The 22,451-nt window shown below is 54.7% G+C and carries 14 protein-coding genes and 6 pseudogenes; 1 reads left to right on the top strand and 19 read right to left on the bottom strand.

The features are described from left to right. From AP057_RS14135 to AP057_RS16700, 18 genes and pseudogenes are all read right to left on the bottom strand, one after another. Positions 1-546 (bottom strand): annotated as a pseudogene (locus tag AP057_RS14135) (RNA-guided endonuclease TnpB family protein); the annotation flags it as partial. Positions 547-806: 260 nt separating this feature from the next. Continuing rightward, the gene (glpK, locus tag AP057_RS14140) at positions 807-2,297 is read right to left on the bottom strand and encodes a glycerol kinase GlpK (protein WP_055359029.1); all 1,491 of its coding nucleotides are present in this window, start codon (positions 2,295-2,297) and stop codon (positions 807-809) included. Between the two features lie 49 nt (positions 2,298-2,346). Continuing rightward, positions 2,347-3,165, bottom strand: a complete 819-nt coding sequence (locus AP057_RS14145) for an MIP/aquaporin family protein (RefSeq protein WP_033015552.1) — start codon at positions 3,163-3,165, stop codon at positions 2,347-2,349. 326 nt (positions 3,166-3,491) lie between these two features. After that, positions 3,492-4,859 (bottom strand): ISLre2-like element ISGsp3 family transposase, encoded by a 1,368-nt coding sequence (locus AP057_RS14150; RefSeq protein WP_055359030.1) that lies wholly within the window; start codon positions 4,857-4,859, stop codon positions 3,492-3,494. A 232-nt stretch (positions 4,860-5,091) separates the two neighbouring features. After that, on the bottom strand, positions 5,092-6,300 hold the full coding sequence (locus AP057_RS14155; RefSeq protein ID WP_049626654.1) for an ornithine--oxo-acid transaminase: 1,209 nt from the start codon (positions 6,298-6,300) through the stop codon (positions 5,092-5,094). Between the two features lie 70 nt (positions 6,301-6,370). After that, positions 6,371-7,918 (bottom strand): L-glutamate gamma-semialdehyde dehydrogenase, encoded by a 1,548-nt coding sequence (pruA, locus tag AP057_RS14160; protein WP_055359031.1) that lies wholly within the window; start codon positions 7,916-7,918, stop codon positions 6,371-6,373. A 258-nt stretch (positions 7,919-8,176) separates the two neighbouring features. Continuing rightward, positions 8,177-9,544, bottom strand: a complete 1,368-nt coding sequence (locus AP057_RS14165) for an ISLre2-like element ISGsp3 family transposase (RefSeq protein ID WP_055359032.1) — start codon at positions 9,542-9,544, stop codon at positions 8,177-8,179. A 333-nt stretch (positions 9,545-9,877) separates the two neighbouring features. Next, entirely contained in the window at positions 9,878-10,114 is a 237-nt protein-coding gene (locus AP057_RS14170; protein WP_033009240.1) for a CotD family spore coat protein, read from the bottom strand. 402 nt (positions 10,115-10,516) lie between these two features. After that, the gene (locus tag AP057_RS14175) at positions 10,517-11,788 is read right to left on the bottom strand and encodes a ribonuclease H-like domain-containing protein (protein ID WP_055359033.1); all 1,272 of its coding nucleotides are present in this window, start codon (positions 11,786-11,788) and stop codon (positions 10,517-10,519) included. Positions 11,789-11,855: 67 nt separating this feature from the next. Then, positions 11,856-14,132 (bottom strand): DEAD/DEAH box helicase, encoded by a 2,277-nt coding sequence (locus AP057_RS14180; protein WP_055359034.1) that lies wholly within the window; start codon positions 14,130-14,132, stop codon positions 11,856-11,858. 172 nt (positions 14,133-14,304) lie between these two features. Further along, entirely contained in the window at positions 14,305-15,090 is a 786-nt protein-coding gene (locus AP057_RS14185) for an IclR family transcriptional regulator (RefSeq protein WP_055359035.1), read from the bottom strand. A 146-nt stretch (positions 15,091-15,236) separates the two neighbouring features. After that, a pseudogene (locus AP057_RS17175) lies at positions 15,237-15,575 on the bottom strand (fumarylacetoacetate hydrolase family protein); the annotation flags it as partial. 2 nt (positions 15,576-15,577) lie between these two features. Next, positions 15,578-15,928: pseudogene (locus AP057_RS17960) on the bottom strand (malic enzyme-like NAD(P)-binding protein); the annotation flags it as partial. Between the two features lie 523 nt (positions 15,929-16,451). Beyond that, entirely contained in the window at positions 16,452-18,635 is a 2,184-nt protein-coding gene (locus tag AP057_RS14200; protein ID WP_055359037.1) for a malate synthase G, read from the bottom strand. 107 nt (positions 18,636-18,742) lie between these two features. Further along, positions 18,743-19,222, bottom strand: a pseudogene (locus AP057_RS16695) (FAD-linked oxidase C-terminal domain-containing protein); the annotation flags it as partial. Further along, positions 19,212-19,866, bottom strand: a pseudogene (locus AP057_RS14210) (TIM barrel protein); the annotation flags it as partial. The pseudogenes AP057_RS16695 and AP057_RS14210, both read right to left, overlap by 11 nt. Positions 19,867-20,047: 181 nt before the next feature. Next, positions 20,048-20,686: a Bax inhibitor-1/YccA family protein gene (locus AP057_RS14215; protein WP_020755708.1), complete on the bottom strand. Its 639-nt coding sequence runs from the start codon at positions 20,684-20,686 to the stop codon at positions 20,048-20,050. Between the two features lie 49 nt (positions 20,687-20,735). Next, positions 20,736-20,971 (bottom strand): annotated as a pseudogene (locus AP057_RS16700) (AbrB family transcriptional regulator); the annotation flags it as partial. A gap of 58 nt (positions 20,972-21,029) precedes the next feature. Between AP057_RS16700 and AP057_RS17965 the strand changes: the two are divergent. Continuing rightward, complete coding sequence (locus AP057_RS17965; RefSeq protein ID WP_235468589.1) at positions 21,030-21,347, top strand: hypothetical protein; 318 nt, start codon at positions 21,030-21,032, stop codon at positions 21,345-21,347. On the opposite strand, the gene cysK is transcribed toward AP057_RS17965, so the two are convergent. After that, positions 21,333-22,256: a cysteine synthase A gene (cysK, locus tag AP057_RS14225; protein ID WP_033009303.1), complete on the bottom strand. Its 924-nt coding sequence runs from the start codon at positions 22,254-22,256 to the stop codon at positions 21,333-21,335. The two genes, AP057_RS17965 and cysK, sit on opposite strands and share 15 nt — an antisense overlap. Positions 22,257-22,451: the final 195 nt, after the last annotated feature.

Raw genomic sequence — 22,451 nt, forward strand, 5'->3', positions numbered from 1 at the left:
ATCTTCAGGCATTTCATATTTGTACTGAATCTCAAAGAACCTGGCATGATGCTTAGGAATGATTTCAATCTGCTTAATCTTTTTGTCCAGTAACACAGGCGGAATCGTTATCGTGATAGGCTTGTGAGTCTTTTTAAATAGGCGAGAATACGGTATCGTGAATTTGTTGCCGTCTATACGAATCTGGCCAATGATCAGTGAATGAAAGCCATCTTTTTTAAGATATTTTGGAATACTGATAGCCTTGTGGTCATATTTTCCTTGTTTGGCAAGACTGATCAAACCAAAGAAAGATTTAAAGGCTTCATTGACCTTTTTTAAAATTTGCTGTGCCATGTTGCTGTTTAACAGCTTATAGTTTTCGTTAGTTTTKGCAAGATGATAATTTTTCTCATAATTAAGAAATTCCTTGTGTTCAAAATAGTATTGTCTGACATTGTACAATCCGACGTTGTACATGTTCTTGGCAATATGGCACAGTTCTCGAAGAGTCAAGTATTCTTCTTTGGTCAAACCATTTAGCTGTTGTTTGATACAAAAATACATGTTTTCACCTCCCATCTAACTATATGATACTATATTTTACTGAATCTATCCTATTTTCAGCAAAATATAGTTAAGGCGATTCATCTCCCACTTACTCCGCTTCGCTTCGTTGAAGTGGGAGTCTTCTCGCCTAATTAAGATAAATAAGCAGATGCTCCACGAAAGGAACATCTGCCTAAGCAATGAACAAAAAAGTGGAAAAGGACACAGCTTGACCGCGGCCGCCCATTTACGATCGATTATTGCTTTGTTCCCTATAGTTATTTAAACGCCATCGCCGCCCGCACCGCTTTTTTCCAGCCATCGTAGAGCATCGTTCGCTTGTCGTCATCCATCTTCGGCTCAAACCGGCGCTCGAGTTGCCATTGGGCGGCGATGTCATCTCGGCTGTTCCAGTAGCCGACCGCCAGCCCGGCCAAATACGCCACACCCAAGGCCGTCGTTTCATTCACAACCGGACGTTCGACCGGAACGGCAAGCAAATCGCTCTGGAATTGCATAAGGAAATTGTTTTTCACCGCCCCGCCGTCAACGCGCAACGTGGTCAGCGAGATGCCGGAATCGGCTTCCATGACGGCGAGCACATCTTTTGTCTGGTAAGCAAGCGATTCCAAGGTGGCCCGGATGAAATGCTCTTTCGTTGTGCCGCGCGTGAGGCCAAACACCGCCCCGCGCACCTCGCTGTCCCAATACGGCGTGCCAAGCCCGATGAACGCCGGTACGACATACACCCCGTCGGTCGACTCGACTTTTTCGGCATACGCTTCGCTGTCCGCCGCCGTTTTGATCATCCGCAAGCCGTCGCGCAGCCATTGAATGGCCGAACCGGCGACGAAGATGCTGCCTTCAAGGGCGTATTCGACCTTGCCGTCTATTCCCCAAGCGATCGTCGTGAGCAGCCCGTGTTTTGACGCGACCGCCTTTTCCCCGGTGTTCATGAGCATAAAGCAGCCGGTGCCGTACGTATTTTTCGCCATCCCTTCCGTAAAGCACGCCTGCCCGAACAAGGCCGCCTGCTGGTCGCCTGCGGCTCCCGCGATCGGCACCTCGACGCCAAAGAAGTGATAAGGGGCGGTTTTCGCGTACACTTCCGACGACGGCTGAACCTCAGGAAGCATCGCCTTCGGTACGCCTAGGATATCAAGCAGCTCGTCATCCCACTCGAGCGTATGAATGTTAAACATTAATGTGCGCGACGCGTTCGAGTAATCGGTTACATGGACGCGGCCGCCAGACAGCTTCCAAATGAGCCACGTATCGATCGTGCCGAAAAGCAATTCGCCGCGCTCCGCCCGTTCGCGCGCTCCGTCGACATGATCCAAAATCCATTTCACTTTTGTCCCGGAAAAATAGGCGTCAATAAGCAAGCCGGTTTTTTCGCGGAATAGCGGGTCATACCCTTTCGCCTTCAGTTCATCGCAAATATCGGCTGTCTGCCGCGACTGCCAGACGATGGCGTTGTAAATCGGGTTGCCGGTGTCTTTCTCCCACACCACCGTCGTCTCCCGCTGGTTCGTAATGCCGATCGCCGCCACTTGTTCCGGCTTCACTTGCGCCTCGGACAAGACGCTCGCGATGACGGCGAGCACCGAGCCCCAAATTTCATTGGCGTTGTGCTCGACCCAGCCGGGCTGCGGAAAATATTGCGTAAACTCTTTTTGCGCCATATGGACGATTTCGCCCTTTTGATTGAACAAAATCGCGCGCGAGCTCGTTGTGCCTTGGTCGATGGCTAACATGTATTGATTCATAACCTTCTTCCCCCTTCTCCTTGATGAGCTTGCAATCCCCATATGCCAGCTACAGAGAACGGCGGCTTGTGGCGCTCACTGTCTTTCCGTTTGTCATCTTCGCCGCCGCCAAAACGGCTGCCGTTGCCGCCAGCACTCCCCATAATGCGCCTGACGGTTTTCCCAAGAAAACAGCTTTATACACCAAACTGCCTAGCGCGCCGCCAAGCAGCGGTCCGACGATCGGCACCCATGCGTACGACCAGTTTGATGATCCTTTCCCTGGGATGGGCAGCAAAAAGTGGGCCAACCGAGGCCCAAAGTCGCGGGCCGGATTAATGGCGTATCCCGTAGTGCCGCCGAGCGACAGGCCGATCGCCACGATCAAAAAACCAACGACAAACGGATTAAGCCCATCGGCGAACTGGTTGGCGCCAATGGCCAAGATGGCCAACACCAACACAAACGTGCCGATGATCTCGCTAAGCAAGTTGGCAGCCGCATTCGGCACGGCCGGACCTGTCGCAAACACGCCAAGCTTGACGCCCGGGTCGTCCGTTTCTTTCCAATGCGGCCAATAGTGGAGGTAGACAATGACCGCTCCCATGACGGCTCCAAGCACTTGCGCCGTAATATAGCCCGGCACGTCTTTCCACGGAAAATCACCGGCGAGCGCCAACGCGACTGTCAGCGCTGGATTGAGATGGGCGCCGCTATACTGGCCGACAGCGTATGCGGCCACGGCCACCGCCAACCCCCACCCCATCGTAATAACAATCCAGCCGGAGTTGGCCGCGTATGATTTTTTCAAGTTGACCCCGGCGCATACACCCGCGCCGAAAATGATGAGCAGTGCCGTGCCGATGAGCTCCCCTAAAAATGGCGACATTTGTTCTCTTCCCCCTTTTCTTCATTTCGTGATTTCTTCTTCCATTTCCTGTTTGTCCAGCCCCTCCGGAGAATGAACCGTTGGGCGAAAAAGCAAAAACCCGCACACTTCCCGCCCATCAACGAGGAATATGTGTGGGTCTCCGCTTCTCCACCACAACGTATTAACTTGCTTTGAGTCAGTCAAGACTTTGTGGAGAACATTTTTTCGGTTCACTACGGGTGTTGTCAATCACTAGTTAGCGAACCATTTTCAGGAATTGATATCGTAAGCGCTTTCGGACTCTCATCCCTCATCTTGAAGTGATGATATTGTATTCCATTTTTTTACACCCAACCAAAATCCCGAAGCGCCGACAACGCTTGATGGATCGGCGTCCCGGATGACCGCTGCAGACACGGTAGATTCTGACGCACCACATCTGCCCACAACCGTCCTGCCTTCCGTTTGGCCTGTTCAACCCGCTTGGACTTCGTCGAGGCCGAGGCTGCCGTTCGGGTCTCTTCTTCCTCCACCAACTGCCCATTTCTCCGCCAAATCCCGTCGATTCGGGCTGCCATCGCCCTCAGAAACGCCCGAAGCCCTTGGTCTTTCCAGCTGCGGCGGGATTTCACCCGATGCGCAAACCGGCTCATCACGCTCTCGGCGTGGCCCATCGGACGCATGCCGGTCGTCTCCACCCCTTGCTCCGACAGCCACTCCCGATAGTCCCGGATGCATCCCGGCATCGACTCGATCCGRCGGATCATGGCAGCCATCTGCTTCTCTTTCGCTTCGTCCTCCAACGTGCCGACCGCGCTGTTCAGCTCCACGAGAAGCCCCTCTTCGTCTTGTTTCGCCAGCTTCTTCCGCACCTCCCGCCAACGCGGATGGCCGGACAGACACTGACGCAGCTCCCGCGCCACATGAAATCGATCCAGCTGAAAGCACGCCCGCTTCCCAAAATACTCCCGGCAGGCCGTGATCCACGACGCCGCGTCGCCGTTGATGATCAAMAGGTCCCGGCACGGRTCATAGGCATATTCGTTCATCAGCCACTCTTCAAACCGTTCCCACACGTCTCCCKCCCCTTCATGGAGGTAGTGGCGCCGGTTCACGAGCTCGAGCTGCGAACCGTTTCGTTTCCATCYCTCGTGAACCGCCAGGATTTTCTCTTCTTTCGCCCGTTTCCCTTTCCCCTGGCGGGAAATGAACAGCCCATCCGCCTCCACAAAYAGCACTCGGCCGTGCCGTTGGGAAACAGGGYGGTGCAGCGAGACAGGGGCCTCCAGCACCAGTTGGCGAATCGCCTCGTGGCTTAGGACCGCATACCCCACGATCGACTCCAACGTACGGGCCGCTTTGCGGTAGGAAGAGCACTCTACGGCCAACTCGACCGCCGTTTCCTCGAGGCAAGGGCTGATCGACTGCGCTCCATCAAAGCCCAGTTCGGCATCCAGCAAGAAGGTATACGCCCCCGCCTGCCGATCATAGTAGTAGTTCCGTCGAAACGTCACTTCTCCAAACAGCGTTTGGATCGTGGTCGGCCGTTTGTCTTTCAGCTGATACCGGCGCTTGTCCCGCGCTTCCGCCAGTTGTTGATCAATCTCCTCCAAAAGGGCCGCCAACAAGACAGCGAACACCTTTTGAAGAGTTCTGACTAATTGTTCCTCCAGCTCTTTTAATAAAGGCCATTCTGTGGTAAGATGTTTCATGGACTCTCTCCCTCCTGTTTTATGGATGTTGGTCATCACCATCATAGCAGGGAGAGAGTCCTTTTTGCATGACATTTGCTTTTTTCTACCGCGCTTCGCTTGGTGGCCCCGACGAGCGTCGCGAACAAAAGTTCGCAACCCTCGTCGGGGAATCATTCCTGAATGTCACCCACAAATATTTTACTCACACAGGCGCCCCGCTGTACTTTCGGGACACCTTTTTTCCACTTTTTTAAACCGCAGCCGGTTGGGACAGCACCTTTACAATCCGCTCAATCGCCCAGTCGAGCTCTTCTTTCGTAATAATGAGCGGCGGCGCAAAACGGATGACCGTCTCATGCGTCTCCTTGCAAAGCAGCCCTTGTTCTTTCAGCGCTTCGCAATACGGACGCGCCGGTCCATGCAGCTCGACACCGATAAACAAGCCGCGGCCGCGGATTTCTTTAATGTCCTTGTTTTCGATTTGCTTTAACTTTGCCAAAAAATATTCGCCAAGCTCAAGCGACCGCTCCGCCAGGCGCTCTTCTTCGATCACCTCAAGCGCCGCGATCGACACCGCGCAAGCGAGCGGATTGCCGCCGAACGTCGACCCGTGCGAGCCCGGTTCAAACACCGACAAAATGTCGCGGTTGGCGACGACGCACGAAATCGGGAACACCCCGCCGCCCAATGCTTTCCCTAAAATATACATATCAGGCACAACATTTTCCCAGTCGCAAGCAAACAACTTCCCCGTCCGTCCTAGCCCGGTTTGGATTTCATCGGCGATGAACAACACGTTGTGTTCTTTGCACACGTCATAAGCCGCTTTTAAAAAGCCTTGCGGCGGGATGCGGATGCCGGCTTCCCCTTGGATTGGTTCGACAAGAAACGCCGCCGTATTCGGTGTCATCGCTGCCTTGAGCGCTTCGATATCCCCGTACGGGATGATTTTCACCCCGGGCAAAAGCGGACCAAAACCGCGTTTATAAGCCGGTTCGGACGACAACGACACCGCGGCGAGCGTCCGGCCATGGAAATTGCCTTCACAAACGATGATTTCCGCCTGATTGTCAGGGACGCCTTTCACGTCATACGCCCAGCGGCGCGCCGCCTTGAGCGCCGTTTCTACCGCCTCGGCGCCGGTGTTCATCGGCAGCACCATCTCTTTTTTCGTCAGCCGGCACACTTTTTCGTACCATGGGCCGAGCTGGTCGTTATGGAAGGCGCGCGATGTGAGCGTGACGCGGTCAGCTTGCCGCTTCAACGCCTCCACAATTTTCGGATGACGATGTCCTTGGTTGACGGCCGAATAGGCGCTTAACATGTCCATATAGCGGTTGCCTTCCGGGTCTTTCACCCATACCCCTTCCGCTTCGGAAATGACAATCGGCAATGGATGATAATTTCGTGCTCCGTATCGCTCCGTCTGTTCAATGAGCTGTTCGGACTTCGTAGCCATCATCAACCGCTCCTTTCCTTATCTGCGTTTCTTCGCTATAAAAGGGCGGACGCCGCCGCCCTTTTTTGGTTTAAAACATTTCCGATACGGTTTTCGCTTGCATATGGAGGATCAAATAGTCCGGGCCGCCCGCTTTCGAGTCAGTGCCTGACATGTTGAAGCCGCCAAACGGCTGATACCCGACGATCGCCCCTGTGCAGCCGCGGTTGAAGTACAAGTTGCCGACATGGAACTCATGCCGCGCTTTTTCAAGATTCGCCCGATTGCGCGAGATGACGGCTCCTGTCAGACCGTATTCGGTGTTGTTCGCAATCTCAAGCGCATGGTCAAAGTCGCGCGCTTTCGCAAACGCCACGACCGGTCCGAAAATTTCCTCCTGCATGATGCGCGCGTTCGGGTCGACATCCGCAAACACGGTCGGCTGGATGAAGAACCCTTTCGAGTCGTCTCCTTCCCCGCCGGTCATGAGACGGCCTTCCTGCTTGCCGATTTCGATATACTCCATAATTTTGTTGTACGCCCCTTGGTCGATGACAGGCCCCATAAACGTCGCTTGCTCCGCCGGATCGCCGACGTTGAGCTGCTTCGTCAGCTCGACAACGCGATTCAACACTTGGTCATACACATCTTCGACGATAATGGCGCGCGAGCACGCCGAGCATTTTTGCCCAGAGTAGCCAAACGCCGACGCCACGATCGATTGCGCCGCCAGTTCGAGGTCCGCTTCTTTATCGACAATGATGCCGTCTTTGCCGCCCATTTCCGCGATGACGCGTTTCAGCCAAATTTGCCCTGGGTGCACTTTCGCCGCCCGCTCATAAATGCGGATGCCGACATCCCGCGATCCGGTGAAGCTGATAAATCGTGTGCGCGGATGGTCGACGAGATAATCCCCGACTTCGGCTCCGCTGCCCGGAATATAGTTCAACACACCAGCCGGAAGCCCCGCTTCTTCCAACACTTCCACAAATTTATACGCCACGACCGGCGTTGCGCTTGCCGGTTTCAACAGCACCGTATTGCCCGTGACAAGCGAAGCGACCGTCGTTCCGGCCATAATGGCAAACGGGAAGTTCCACGGCGAAATGACAACCCCGACGCCAAGCGGAATGTAGAAAAACCGGTTCGTTTCCCCCGGACGGCTCTCAACCGGAATGCCGTCTTTCAGCTTCAGCATTTGCCGTCCGTAATATTCCATAAAGTCGATCGCTTCCGCGGTATCGGCGTCCGCTTCACGCCACGGTTTGCCCGCTTCTTTCACCAGCCAAGCGGAAAACTCGTGCTTGCGCCGGCGCACGATCGCCGCCGCCCGGAACAAAATATCGGCCCGCGCTTCCGGGCTCGTCCGGCTCCAAGTGCGAAACGCCTCATCAGCGGTTTTCATCGCCCGCTCCGCCAGCTCTTTGGTCGCTTTCGCCACCCGGCCGATGACTTCCGCTTTGTTCGCTGGATTGATCGACGTGATTTTGTCTTCCGTCATCACCCGCTCGCCGCCGATCACAAGCGGATAATCGCGCCCAAGCTCCGATTCCACTTTTTTGAGCGCTGCTAAAAACGCCTCGCGGTTTGCTTCCACGGTAAAATCTGTGAGCGGCTCGTGTCTGTACGGCTGCACCATTTCGTCATCCTCCTTTTTAAAGGCAAAAAAATTTTTCGTTATAAAACGGTTTCGTAGTTATATTATGCAAATGATTATGGCTTTTTTCAATAATTTTTACTTGGCGGGAGTCAGTCAAGACTTTGTGGAGAACATTTTTTCGGTTCACTACGGGTGTTGTCAATCACTAGTTAGCGAACCATTTTCAGGAATTGATATCGTAAGCGCTTTCGGACTCTCATCCCTCATCTTGAAGTGATGATATTGTATTCCATTTTTTTACACCCAACCAAAATCCCGAAGCGCCGACAACGCTTGATGGATCGGCGTCCCGGATGACCGCTGCAGACACGGTAGATTCTGACGCACCACATCTGCCCACAACCGTCCTGCCTTCCGTTTGGCCTGTTCAACCCGCTTGGACTTCGTCGAGGCCGAGGCTGCCGTTCGGGTCTCTTCTTCCTCCACCAACTGCCCATTTCTCCGCCAAATCCCGTCGATTCGGGCTGCCATCGCCCTCAGAAACGCCCGAAGCCCTTGGTCTTTCCAGCTGCGGCGGGATTTCACCCGATGCGCAAACCGGCTCATCACGCTCTCGGCGTGGCCCATCGGACGCATGCCGGTCGTCTCCACCCCTTGCTCCGACAGCCACTCCCGATAGTCCCGGATGCATCCCGGCATCGACTCGATCCGACGGATCATGGCAGCCATCTGCTTCTCTTTCGCTTCGTCCTCCAACGTGCCGACCGCGCTGTTCAGCTCCACCAGAAGTCCCTCTTCGTCTTGTTTCGCCAGCTTCTTCCGCACCTCCCGCCAACGCGGATGGCCGGACAGACACTGACGCAGCTCCCGCGCCACATGAAATCGATCCAGCTGAAAGCAGGCTCGCTTTCCAAAATACTCCCGGCAGGCTGTGATCCACGACGCCGCGTCGCCGTTGATGATCAAAAGGTCCCGGCACGGGTCATAGGCATATTCGTTCATCAGCCACTCTTCAAACCGTTCCCACACGTCTCCCTCCCCTTCATGGAGGTAGTGGCGCCGGTTCACGAGCTCGAGCTGCGAACCGTTTCGTTTCCATCCYTCGTGAACCGCCAGGATTTTCTCTTCTTTCGCCCGTTTCCCTTTCCCCTGGCGGGAAATAAACAGTCCATCCGCCTCCACAAACAGCACCCGGCCGTGCCGTTGGGAAACAGGGYGGTGCAGCGAGACAGGGGCCTCCAGCACCAGTTGGCGAATCGCCTCGTGGCTTAGGACCGCATACCCCACGATCGACTCCAACGTACGGGCCGCTTTGCGGTAGGAAGAGCACTCTACGGCCAACTCGACCGCCGTTTCCTCGAGGCAAGGGCTGATCGACTGCGCTCCATCAAAGCCCAGTTCGGCATCCAGCAAGAAGGTATAGTTCCCCGTTTGCCGGTCATAGTAGTAGTTCCGTCGAAACGTCACTTCTCCAAACAGCGTTTGGATCGTRGTCGGCCGTTTGTCTTTCAGCTGATACCGGCGCTTGTCCCGCGCTTCCGCCAGTTGTTGATCAATCTCCTCCAAAAGGGCCGCCAACAAGACAGCGAACACCTTTTGAAGAGTTCTGACTAATTGTTCCTCCAGCTCTTTTAATAAAGGCCATTCTGTGGTAAGATGTTTCATGGACTCTCTCCCTCCTGTTTTATGGATGTTGGTCATCACCATCATAGCAGGGAGAGAGTCCTTTTTGCATGACATTTGCTTTTTTCTACCGCGCTTCGCTTGGTGGCCCCGACGAGCGTCGCGAACAAAAGTTCGCAACCCTCGTCGGGGAATCATTCCTGAATGTCACCCACAAATATTTTACTCACACTTTCTTTATTCCGGTCGCGAAACCGAATAAAAGGAAATGATTCCATCCATCCCCTCATACTTGAAAACGGATGTTCCAGCGCATGGTCCGGACACCGTTTGACAAAAAACAGAGGCCGGCGAGCGGCCCCTTCGTCCGTTTGTTTAATATCCAACCGGGAACGGCGGCATCGGCCCTGGGCAATACAGGTGCCGGTTGGCAGCCTGAGCGACGGCCGATTCCGTATGCGGGAAATAATGGTGATGTTCATACAATTGGTGATACACATGCATCGTATGCGACGGATGGATATGCGGCACAATCGTTGCTTGAAAATGATGTTGGACGCAGCATTGAGGCGGATGAACAATCGGCGCCGTTACATAAGGCGGGCAATGCATAGGCATCCTTCTCCTTTCATCTAGACTGTTGGTTTGCAATACTAGCCTATGATGAACGAACCGAACTCGTACTAGTGTAGATACCCATTTTGCACGGCGGCGCTGCCAAACCGAATCCGCTTCTTCAGCCCCGCCCACGCGGCGCCGGTCATCTCGGGCATCATGTTGAAACCGTTAATAAACATAATGGAACACGACAAACGTCAAGCCGACGACAATAAAAAAGAGGTACAAAATTTTTTTGTACATGCTCCTCATCACATTCTTCTCCCTGCCCTCGTTTTCGTTCATTCCGACGCCATTGTACACGTTTTTTTATTTTTCTACAAGATTCGCAACAAAAAAAGAGCAGGAATTTTTCTGTTTCTGTCACATTTTGCGCTTGCCGGGGAAATGGGCGTCTCATTTTCCCGGCCTGTTTTTCTTGCGCATAAGCCGCTCAAGCCGCTTGCGCCACTCCCGCTCCTCCCCGTCCGCCGCCTGCCGGCTCGCCCTGGCAAGCGACCGCCATGCCTCATACGCCGCCGCCGCATAACGGTGCGCTTCATCAAGGTCACGGAAATAATGTTCGTACGCTTTCGCCAGCTCAAGGCCCGCTTTCATCTTCCAATAGACGCCACACTCCAATAAGTCGCGCCAAAGCGCCGCCGCCTCGTCATACCGTTTTTCCTTCCGATATAAAAGCGACAGTTGCCACTTCGCCACATGCGCTTCTTTCGCCTGCCCGGCGCCCGCTTGTTCATAGACGCCCCGCGCGGCCGCCGTCTCCCCGACCGTTTCCAACCAGCGGGCAGCGGCCAGCTGTTCGCCTGGATCGGTGAGTTGGTTTGCGTCAAGCAGCTGAATCGACAAATGAATGTATAACACGATGAGCGACAACACGTCTTGCTCATTATGGCGCAAAACGGGCATGATCCGGTCAGGATGGGGCGTTTGCAAAAACGCTTGGTACATCATCGGCGCCAAAAAACCAGGCACATCATCGTTCCGTTTGACGCCAAGAATATGCCGCTCCACTTCAGCCAACCGCAGCGAATCGAGCCGGCCTTTCCATAATCGGCGGGCGGCATGGTACAAATCGAAATGACCGAACGCGGGCAGCTTCGGCACCATGTCACGGACAAGGGCATGGCGCGTTTTCAGCCGCGGCCAGTCGAACGCTTTTCCATTGTACGTAACAAGCGTCGTATAGTTGACATCGGATAAGAAACTTTGATACAGCGCCACTTCCGCTCCGGGATGCGGCAAAAAATGCTGGCGGACGATGACGCAATCACCGGCAAAGCGGGCATGGCCGAGCAAAAACATGACATTTCCCGCTCCGCTTGAAAGCCCCATCGTCTCCGTGTCAAAAAAGAACAAGTCGCCAACGGCAAACCCGCGGCACGAGAGCGGGTGGGAAAACGGCGCCTCCTGCCAGCGCCGGTGCACCTCATAAAACGCGCCGAGCCGATAGCGGCCATGTTCGTGATCAAGCGGGTACACCGTCTCGCGGACAAGACAATAATCGCCGTCAAACGAATGCGGAACAACGCCGCATTGTCGCCACTGCTCAGCAAACGGCACGTCCGCCGCCCGGCATTCACCCGCTTCTGCTTCAAGTTCTCCGGCCGCAGCCTTCGGTTGATGCCGGGCGGCCAGCAACTCTTTCCATTGCGACAGCTTTGGCTTCATCCGTCTCGCCCTTCCTTTCCGTCCAGTCTCGATGACCGGGAAGCTGCGCCGCAGGGCGCGGTTGGCGCTAAGCCGAGGAACCGCTCCGCACAGCGAGCTGTTCAGCTAAAAACTGCACCAATTCATGCTTGACCGGCATCCCTGCCGCATCAAGAGCACCGATGCACGATGGACAGCCATCCGCACACGGACAGCGCTCCACCCACTCTTTCACTTTCGCCAGCATTTGTTCATACCGCTCAAACAGCGCTTCCGATAAACCGATGCCGCCCGGATAGCGGTCATAAAGGAAAATGGTCGGCCGTCCGGAGTGCGGCGCCTTCAGCTGCGGCACAACATGAATATCCGAGCGGTCGCACATGACAAACATCGGCACTAGATGGCCAAGCACGTTGGCGATGCCCACCAGAATGTGCTCAAACAACGCCGGGGAAAACCGCGGCGGCACTTCCATCCATTCGAGCCATGCCGCCGACGTATGAAGCGTTTCTTCCGGCAGGCGGATCGGCCCCCATCCAATGTTTTCAAACGTCGACAGTTTCAGCTTTTTAAACATCGTCGCCATCGCCCGGACCGATACATCGCCGTACTTGACGGCCATCGCCCCTCGTTCGGCAGTACGGTCTTCAGACAGCACTTCAAGCTGCACGGCCAGATTGGCATCGGTGAAATATTCGACATCCACTTGACGGACGTACGCTTTTTTCTCCTCCCAATCAAGCTGCTCAACTTGGTATTGCGTCCCTTCGTGCAAATAGATCGCTTCTTCATGGAGTAGCGTCATCGCGCTGAAGCGATCCATCTCACCGATGACACGATGGCGGGCGGTGTCAGAAACATCGATAATGACGACATTTTCCTGCGCCGCAGAGCGCAAACTAATGTTTTGCGCCGGAAACGCTTCGCTCATCCAATGCCAGCGGCCGCCGCGCTCATAAAGCACCCCCTGCTCAGCCAAAAAATCGAGCACTTCTTCGACTTCGACTCCACCAAACGTCTCGCCGCGCCGAAACGGAAGCTCGTACGCGGCGCATTTAAGATGGTCGACTAAAATGAGCATATTATCCGGATTGATGCGGGCTGTTTCCGGCGAGCGAGCGAAGAAGTATTCCGGATGGGCGGCGATGTACTGGTCAAGCGGACTTGAACCGGCCACCATAATCACGAGCGAATCGCCATGGCGGCGGCCGGCGCGGCCGGCTTGCTGCCACGTGCTGGCAATCGTTCCTGGGTAACCGGCGAGAATGCACGCCTGCAGCTGGCCGATATCAACGCCAAGCTCGAGCGCGTTTGTGCTGACCACCCCGATAATGTCCCCGCTGCGCAGCCCCTTTTCAATCGCGCGCCGTTCGTTCGGCAAGTAGCCGCCGCGGTAGCCGCGGACCGTCGTTTCCCCAATCCGCCCCTTCACCGCCGCCTGCAAATGGCTTAAGATAATTTCGGCGCGGACGCGGCTGCGGGCGAACACAATCGTCGGAATGTGGTTGCGTAAAAGCTGCCGCGCCAGTTCGACCGCCGTTTTCGTCGCACTTTGACGGACGTTCATCGTCCGCTCGACGACCGGCGGATTGTAAAACACGATATGTTTCCGTCCGCGCGGCGCCCCGTTGTTGTCAATCAGCGCCACCGGTTCGCCAATCAGCCGCTCAGCCAACTCCTGCGGATTGGCGATCGTCGCCGAGGTGCAAATAAATGTCGGCCGGCTGCCGTAAAAGGCGCAAATCCGCTTTAGGCGGCGGATGACGTTCGCGACATGGCTGCCGAACACGCCGCGGTATGTATGCAGTTCGTCGATGACGACGTAGCGCAACTGTTCAAACAGCGACATCCATTTCGTATGGTGCGGCAAAATGGCGGTATGGAGCATGTCCGGGTTGGTGATGACAATATGGCCGGCCTGGCGGATTTTTTGCCGCAGCGCCGGCGCCGTATCGCCGTCGTATGTATAGCTGTAAATCGGCGTTCCCATCTCGGCGATGATTTCATGTAATTCGTTTTTTTGATCTTGGGCGAGCGCCTTGGTCGGAAATAAGTAAAGAGCGCGGCTTTCCGGCGCCTCCGCGATCGCTTGCAGCACAGGCAAATTGTAGCAGAGCGTTTTGCCGGATGCCGTCGGCGTCACGGCGACGATGTTCCGCCCGCTTCGCACCGCCTCATACGCTGACGCCTGGTGCGTGTAAAGCGAGGCGATGCCGCGCGCTTCAAGCGCCGCGCGCAGCCGCGGATTCAATTCGGTCGGAAACGGAACTGTGTCGGCTTCTTTCGGCTCAATTTCATGCCAATGAACGACGTTCGGGTCCTGACGAAGCTGTTCGATCCACTCGGAAAGCGTCTGTTTGTTCACGTTGCCAATCACCTCGTTTCTATTTTACATGCATCATTGCCGTTTGCACTAGCAAAACGCGGCGAAAAGCGGGCGTCTTTCGGGAAGCGAAGCGCAACACGGCTCGGCTGCATGCCCTTCCGTCCGCCATGCCCAGCCGGCCGTTCGCGCCGCAAAACAAAACGCCCAGCCGTTACGGCTGGACGGAATGAATCGGCCGATGGCCGAGTCGGGCGGAGAGTTCTTTGCCGATTTGGCGCATGCGCGCAGCAAGCCTCATGATGCGGCCATCCGTCATGCGGATCGTCGGGCCGGAAACGCTGACGGCGGCGACAACGCTTCCTGTATAGTCGAAAATCGGCACCGCGACGCAGCGGATGCCATATTCATTTTCTTCCAGGTCAAGCGCATATCCGTTTTGCCGAATGGTGTCAAGCTCGCGGAAAAACGCCTCGCGGTCGGTGATCGTCCAATCCGTATGTCTGGGCAACCCTTTCCGGTCGATGATCTCGGCGGCGACAGCCGGCGGCAAGCTGGCTAAAATCGCCTTGCCAACGGCCGTGCAATGCATTGGCGCCCGCTTGCCGACTTTCGAATGCATGCGCAGCGTTTCCGTTCCTTCCAATTTTTCAATATAAATGACTTCCCCTTGGTCATAGACGACGAGATGGACCACTTCGTTCGTCTCTTTCTCGAGCTGGCGCAAATACGGACGCGCCTCTTGGCGCAAATCAATCGAGTCAAGCAGTTTCGAGCTGATTTCCAAAAACTTGTAGCCAAGCTTGTAACGCTCTGTTTCCGGATGCTGCTCGATGTAACCGTATTGGGCGAGCGTCGTTAAAATGCGGTAGACGGAACTTTTGTTAATGTCCATTTGTTTCGCGATTTCCGTCACGCCTAGCCCGTCTTTTTTCGCACTGACGATGTCAATAATTTGCAACGCCCGACTTACAGATTTCACTATATTTTCTTTTTCCATTGCCTTCACCTCAATTTGTTCTCTCCGCCCACCATTATACACGAACGACCGAGCGTTTGCAGGCAGGCAAAACCGAATCCCGCAAACGCACCGTCCGGCAGCAATGGGGCATGCGCGCCCCCTTCGCTGGCAGCAAACCATCATCTTTACGAAACGGAAACAGCCGGCGCTTTGGCGGCGACAAACATATTGCGGAGCGTGCCGATGCCGTCCACTTCACATTCAATGACTGTTCCCGGGCCAACCAGCTCAGCGCCGACCGGGCTTCCGGTTAAAATGACATCGCCCGGCTGCAACGTCATGACATGGGACAAATAGGAGATCATTTTGCTGATCGAAATGATCATGAGCTCTGTCGGGCTGTTTTGTTTTTCGACGCCGTTCACGCGCGCTTTCACCGACACCGACAGCGGGTCAAGCTCCGTTTCAATAACCGGGCCGAGCGGCGTGAACGTATCAAACGATTTTCCAACCGTCCAATGTCCATGATTTCTCGCGCCCGCACATCGAGCGCGCCGCGAAAGACGCCGGGGAAGGCAAGCACATTGTTCACTTGGTTCGGCAAATCCGACCGGCCGGTTGCCACGATGGCGGCGCCGGCGGTCTTTGCCTCATCCGGCATAATTTCCGGCACCGGATTGGCAAGCGCAAACACGATCGCGCCGCGGTTCATTGTTCGGACCATCGCCGGCGTCAACGCGCCGGCAGCCGAAACGCCGATAAATACATCGGCGCCCTTGATCACATCAGCGAGCGTTCCCGCCAGGCGCTCCCTGTTTGTTTGTTTCGCCAAGTCTTCTTTTAGCGCGTTCATGCCGTGCAGACGACCTTCGTAGATTGGCGGAAATTTCTTTGCACGGCTCTGCCACACCTGGCGAATAAATGACGCTTAAGTCATTCATATCAACGACCGGCACTTCCAGCTCGACGGACAATTTTCCTTTTGCCTGCCGATGGACAAGCAATGCTTTTTCCCTTAACTGTTCCATATCCAATTCCTGGCTACTAACCTGAGCTCGTGATGCAATTTAATGCTTTAACGTTTTTCGTCTTTGCCAGTCATTGCATCCGACTGTTGTGTGACCGAACAACGCCGCTTAAAGACCCATGAATGGGTTTGTGAAGCGAGTCGTTGTTCGGTCTTCCGTCACGCTAAGGCGTGACGGAGGCAAGCCACACGATTGCCTTCGACAGTCGAAAATGGGCAAACCTCTTTTCTGTCAAGGATATGTTAAACTTCTTTGTTGCATCTATATAGGAGCGACCTCCCTTCTCATTATTTATTGAATTTTCTGATTTATAATTCATATAAGGAAGGAACAAGAGCGATGCCGCCCTTGCCCCTCGATTCCGGCGTCGGCTTATGGCTGCACAGCCGCAAATTTTGCTTTCGCTTCTTGGCGGCGGCGGTGCAAAATCGGCTCGGTATAGCCGTTTGGCTGTTCATAGCCGAGGAACACGAGGTCGCACGCCGCTTGGAACGCCACCGAATCATCGTAGTTCGGCGCCATCGGCCGATAGTTCGGATCGCCGGCATTTTGCTCGTCGACGACCTTCGCCATTCGCTTAAGCGCTTCAAGCACTTGCTCTTTCGTGCAAATGCCATGGTGGAGCCAGTTGGCGAGAATTTGGCTCGAAATGCGGAGCGTCGCCCGGTCTTCCATCAGCCCAATGTTATGGATGTCCGGCACTTTCGAGCAGCCGATTCCTTGATCGACCCAGCGGACAACATAACCTAAAATGCTCTGGCAGTTGTTGTCGATTTCTTCTTGAATTTCCTCTTCCGTCCATTGCGGGTTGTCGACAACCGGAATTTGCAAAATGTCATCGCGATAGTCGGCTCGCTCGTTCGCCAGCTCGCTTTGCACAGCCGCGACGTTCACTTGATGGTAATGAAGCGCATGGAGCGTAGCCGCCGTCGGTGACGGCACCCATGCCGTGTTGGCGCCCGCTTTCAGCTGCGCCCCTTTTTGCTTCAGCATTTCGGCCATCAAATCCGGCATCGCCCACATCCCTTTGCCGATTTGCGCCCGGCCGCGGAAGCCGGCGGCAAGCCCAACGGCAACGTTCGATTTTTCATACGCCTGCAGCCAAGTCGATGATTTCATCTCGTTTTTGCGCAGCATCGGCCCTGCTTCCATCGATGTATGAATCTCGTCGCCCGTCCGGTCGAGGAAGCCGGTGTTGATAAAGACGATGCGGTCGCGCACTTGGTAGATGCAGTTTTTCAAGTTGAGCGACGTCCGCCGCTCTTCATCCATGACGCCGATTTTGATCGTGTTCCGCTCGAGGCCGAGCATGTCTTCGACGCGGTCAAACAGCTCATTGGCAAACGCCACTTCCGCCGATCCGTGCATTTTCGGCTTGACGATGTAAATCGAGCCTTTGCGCGAGTTCAAATAGCGCGTATTGCCGATGAGCGAGTGTTTCATGATCAAGCTCGTAATGACGGCATCGATGATCCCTTCATGCACTTCTTCGCCATTCGCATGCAAAATCGCGTTGTTCGTCATTAAGTGCCCGACGTTGCGCACGAACATAAGCGAACGGCCCGGCAGCACAAGCTTTCCGCCATCCGGCGTTTCATAGACGCGATCCGGGTTTAACGCCCGCGTCATCAGCTTGCCGTTTTTCTCAAACGTCGCCGTCAAATCGCCTTTGATGAGGCCGGACAAGTTGCGGTAGACAAGCACTTTGTCTTCGGCATCAACGGCCGCCACCGAATCTTCGCCGTCCATGATCGTTGTGACCGCCGCTTCGAGCACAATGTCTTTAATGCCGGCTTTGTCCGTTTTGCCGACCGGATGCTCGCGGTCGATTTGAATTTCAATGTAAAGACCATTGTTCTTCAGCAACACCGCTGTCGGATGTTGCGGGTCGCCTTGGAAGCCGACGAATTTTTCCGGCTCTTTCAGCCCTGTCGTCGCCCCTCCTTCAACCGTCACGACGAGCCGCCCGTCCACAACCGCGTATTGGACTGCGTCTTGATGGGAATATTCGGCAAGCGGCACCGCCTCATCCAAAAACTTCCGTCCGTAGGCGATGACTTTCGCCCCGCGCACCGGGTTGTACGATGAACCGCGTGAGGCGCCGTCTTCTTCGCTGATGGCGTCGGTGCCGTACAGCGCGTCATATAAGCTGCCCCAGCGGGCATTGGCGGCGTTCAGCGCATAGCGGGCGTTTGTGAGCGGCACGACGAGCTGCGGCCCGGCTTGCACGGCAATTTCATCATCCACATTTTCTGTCGTAATTTCGAAATCCTCGACTTCCGGCTCCAAATAGCCGATGTCTGTCAAAAATGCTTTATATTCGTTAAAATCAAAGCGGCCGCGATGCGCTTTATGCCACTCATTCAATTTTTCTTGAATTTCGTCGCGGCGGGCGAGCAATTCTTTGTTGCGCGGCGTCAAGTCGGAAATGAGCGCGCCGAAATCGCTCCAAAACTTGTCTTGATCCAACCCGCTGTTCGGCAGAAGCTCCTCGTTGACAAAGTCGTACAACACTTTGGCGACTTGGATGTTCCCTTTTTGTACGTATTCGCCCATTATTCTCTTCCCCTCTCTTGTTTCTTATTACGAAACATCGTTTCCCAATTTCTCTAAAAAGATGATACCATGAAACGAAATGACTGGCAATCGTTTTCAAAAAATTTTCATTTCACTGTCGACGGCGTCTTTGTCTCTACACAACGCCCCGGCGTCGGGAACAGCTTGCCGGCGTTGAGAAAGTTTTTCGGGTTAAACACGTCGCGGATGGCCGTTTGCGCCAAAATTTCCTCGTCAGTGAAGATGAAGCGCATCTCTTCTTTTTTCTCAATGCCAACGCCATGTTCGCCGGTGATCGATCCGCCGACGGCTGCACACGCCTTGAGGCATTCGCTTCCGGCGGCAAGCACCCGCTCTGTCTCCCCAGGCTTGCTCGCATCAAACAACACAAGCGGGTGCAAATTGCCGTCTCCAGCATGGAAAATATTCGCAATCCGAAGCCCGTATTTGCGGCTGATGTTGGCGATTTCGTTCAACACTTCCGGCAGCCGGCTGCGCGGAATGACGCCGTCTTGCACTAAATAATCCGGCGAAATCGCCCCCATGGCGCCAAAGCCGGTTTTCCGGTTCGCCCACCAGCGCTCCCGTCCCCGGCTCATGCCGCCCGGGGGCATCGGCAAATTGCACATGGTCAATCAATGGTTCATAGGCCGCAAACGTCGCTGTCACATCGCGCCCAAGCCGCGCCATATGGTAGATGTCGTATTGCACTTTCACATTTGCCCTGCCAAGAGCGCGAATGATGGCCACGACTTCATCAATATCCGTTAAAAAGTAGCCCGGCATATCGAACGGATTGATCGGTTCAATCGTCAGCGTCAAACCGTGGACGCCGAGCGCAGCGGCCGCCTCATCCAAGCGGCGCATGTATATTTCTTTCGCCCGTTCCCGCGGCAAATCGGCCGGAACCACTCCAGCCATGCAATGAAGACGCGGCGCGCCAAGCGCGAGCGCATAGCGCACCCCTTCCTCAAGCGCACGGCGGAAATCGTCATGACGGCCGGGAAGAATCGCCAGTCCGCGCTCCCCCTTTTCCCAATCGCCGGCCGGCAAGTTGATCGTAACGAGCGACAGCCCGTATTCCTCCAGTTCAGCGGCAACCGCCTCAGGCGCCGCAGCGTACGGAAACTGGCACTCAACGTGCGAAAACCCGTGCTGCTTCGCCTTGGCAAAACCGGGCAAGAAACGGCGCTTCCGTGAAAATCGTCGAAACATTGACGGCAAACTTCATCATGAGGCCCCTTTCTTCTCCATTTCTTTCTTTTATTCGCCCCACCATTTGCCGATTCCTGCCTCACCGCGTTTCACCTTTCATGCCGTAAAAAAATAGCCGCACCCTTTCGACTTGCCGCTTTGATCTGTGCCATCGTCATAGAAAAAGGGCTGCTCCTTTTGGCAGCCCTTTTTGGCACTCAATCCTCATCGCTGGCGAAAAAACGCAAAATGTAGACAAACAAATTGATGAAATCAAGGTAAATATTGACGACAATCATCGGGATATCCGCTTCCGTAAAGCCGTAGCGGGCCAAACGGTTGATGTCGTAAATCGTAAAGCCAAGGAAAATCAAAATCCCCAAAGCAGCGATGCCCATTTGCCCGACGCTGGAAAATGGAATGAACCATTGGATGATCAGCAAGCCAAGAAGCGCAAACGCGCCAAGCATCAAAAACCCGCCGAGGAACGAAAAATCTTCTTTCGTTCTCGCCGCGTAAATGGCAACGCCGGAAAACGAGACGACGGCCAGCGCAAACGCTTTGAACACCGCCGCTGCACCGATGACGGACAAGTAATAGCCGATGAGCGGATAGAGCGTCGCCCCCGAGACAAACATAAACGCAAACATGAGCGGATAGCCGACCGCTTTTTTGCTGCGGGCGAAGATCATCACCAAAAGCAAAATGAGTTCCAAGCCATAGAGCGGCAAGTACATCCCGGCCGGCACCCATTGCCCGGCATACAGCCCTGCGGTCGCAACAGCCAGCGCCGCTAAAAAGGAAACCGCCAACTTCGCCACCGGGCTGTGCGGACGATAAACGGTCGAATGGTTCATGGCAACCCCCCTCCTTTTTCTTTCTAGTTTAGCATATATTTGTTTCTTGTCACAGCCCTTTCTTTTGGATTGACGCAGACGGCATGACCCATCGTTCAATCGATCGAAACCAGCGGGCGGCAAACCATTTTTTCAGCACCGGCGGAACGACAAGCAAAATAAAAAAATGCGGAACATTTGATAACTTGTCACAACAGCAAGATCGGCATGCGCTTCCCGCGCCAAAATCCCCATTTGATCCATACCCCCCGGCGCCAAAGCGATGAACGCTGTCAGCAACATCACCGGCAATTGCCGGCCCATCTCCCCAAGCGTTCCTGCCGTCATCGATGGAGGATTCGAAATGGTTCATGAAATCCGTCACTGTTTTTATCATTCCGACCATGACGCAGCGCTGCGCTCGTTCGATCTGCCAAAAGAACAGCAACGATTCACCGCACTCCCCGCTGAGGCGCTCAACGCATGCGCCAAGGAACCAGAAAGAAAGCCGATTGTCATCCTTCATCAAGAACGACGGTCGGTTTTTTTGTTCTCCACACCGGCAAACGATCAAACAAAAGCATTCCTCTTTGTTTTGCAGAGAGGAATGCTTCACTTCCCAATGAAATGCAAGAAATCCTCGCTTTTTTCGTCGATCGACGTCCGCTTAATCGGCGAATAAATCGGATGACAAATACCGCTCGCCGGAATCGGGCGCCATGCAAAGGACGCGTGCGCCTTTCGGGAGCTGTTTTGCCACTTTGATGGCGTAATAAGCGCTCGCCGCCGCTGAGGCGCCGACCAAAATGCCTTCCTTGGCCGCCAGTTGGCGCGCCATTTGCTGGGCATCCTCATCTTTGATCAAAAAAATGTCATCGTAAATCGAGCGGTTTAAAATTTTCGGGATAAACCCCGGACCCGTGCCGGGAATTTTGTGCGGCCCCGGCTTCCCGCCCGACAACACCGGCGAACCGTACGGTTCAACGACGTAAATGCGCAAATTTGGAATGCGCTTTTTCAGTTCCTCCCCTGTTCCCGTCACCGTCCCGCCGGTGCCGGCGGTGAGCACGAACGCATCGAGCCGCCCATCAAACGCCTCGTAAATTTCCACCGCCGTTGTATGGCGATGCGCATCCGGATTGGCCGAATTTTCAAACTGCATCGGAATGAAGCTGTCAGGGATTTCGCCAGCCAGCCGGTTCGCTTCATCAATTGCCCCTTGCATCCGCTTCTCCGCCGGCGTCAAATAAACTTCGGCTCCGTACGCCTTTAAAATTTTCACCCGCTCCACCGTCGCATTGTCGGGCATCGTGATGATGCAGCGATACCCGCGGGCGGCGCACACCATGGCCAACCCGATGCCGGTGTTGCCGGACGTCGGTTCGATGATCGTGCTTTTTCCAGGCGTAATTTTCCCTTCCGCCTCTGCCCGGCGGATCATTTCCCAAGCCGGCCGATCTTTGACGCTGCCGCCTGGGTTGAACGATTCGAGTTTTATATATACGTCCGCTCCCTCCCGATCCGGGAGACGGTTGAGCTTCACGATCGGCGTACCACCGATCAAATCTAAAATCGAGTCATACAATTTCACGATCGTCCCCAACCTTTTGCAAAATATTTGTTCGTCCCATTCATTATAAATGATTTTTCCGTGAAAATCCCCACCACTTGGTGAGTGCGGTATACGCTCCTGATCCGTGAGGGTATACTGAAAATGGCCAAAAAAGGCAATAGGAAAGCAGAGGTGCCCGATTTTAGGCATCTCGTATAACCTGTCTGCCTTTTG

The organism is Geobacillus sp. Sah69, from assembly GCF_001414205.1.
GTDB lineage: Bacteria > Bacillota > Bacilli > Bacillales > Anoxybacillaceae > Geobacillus > Geobacillus stearothermophilus.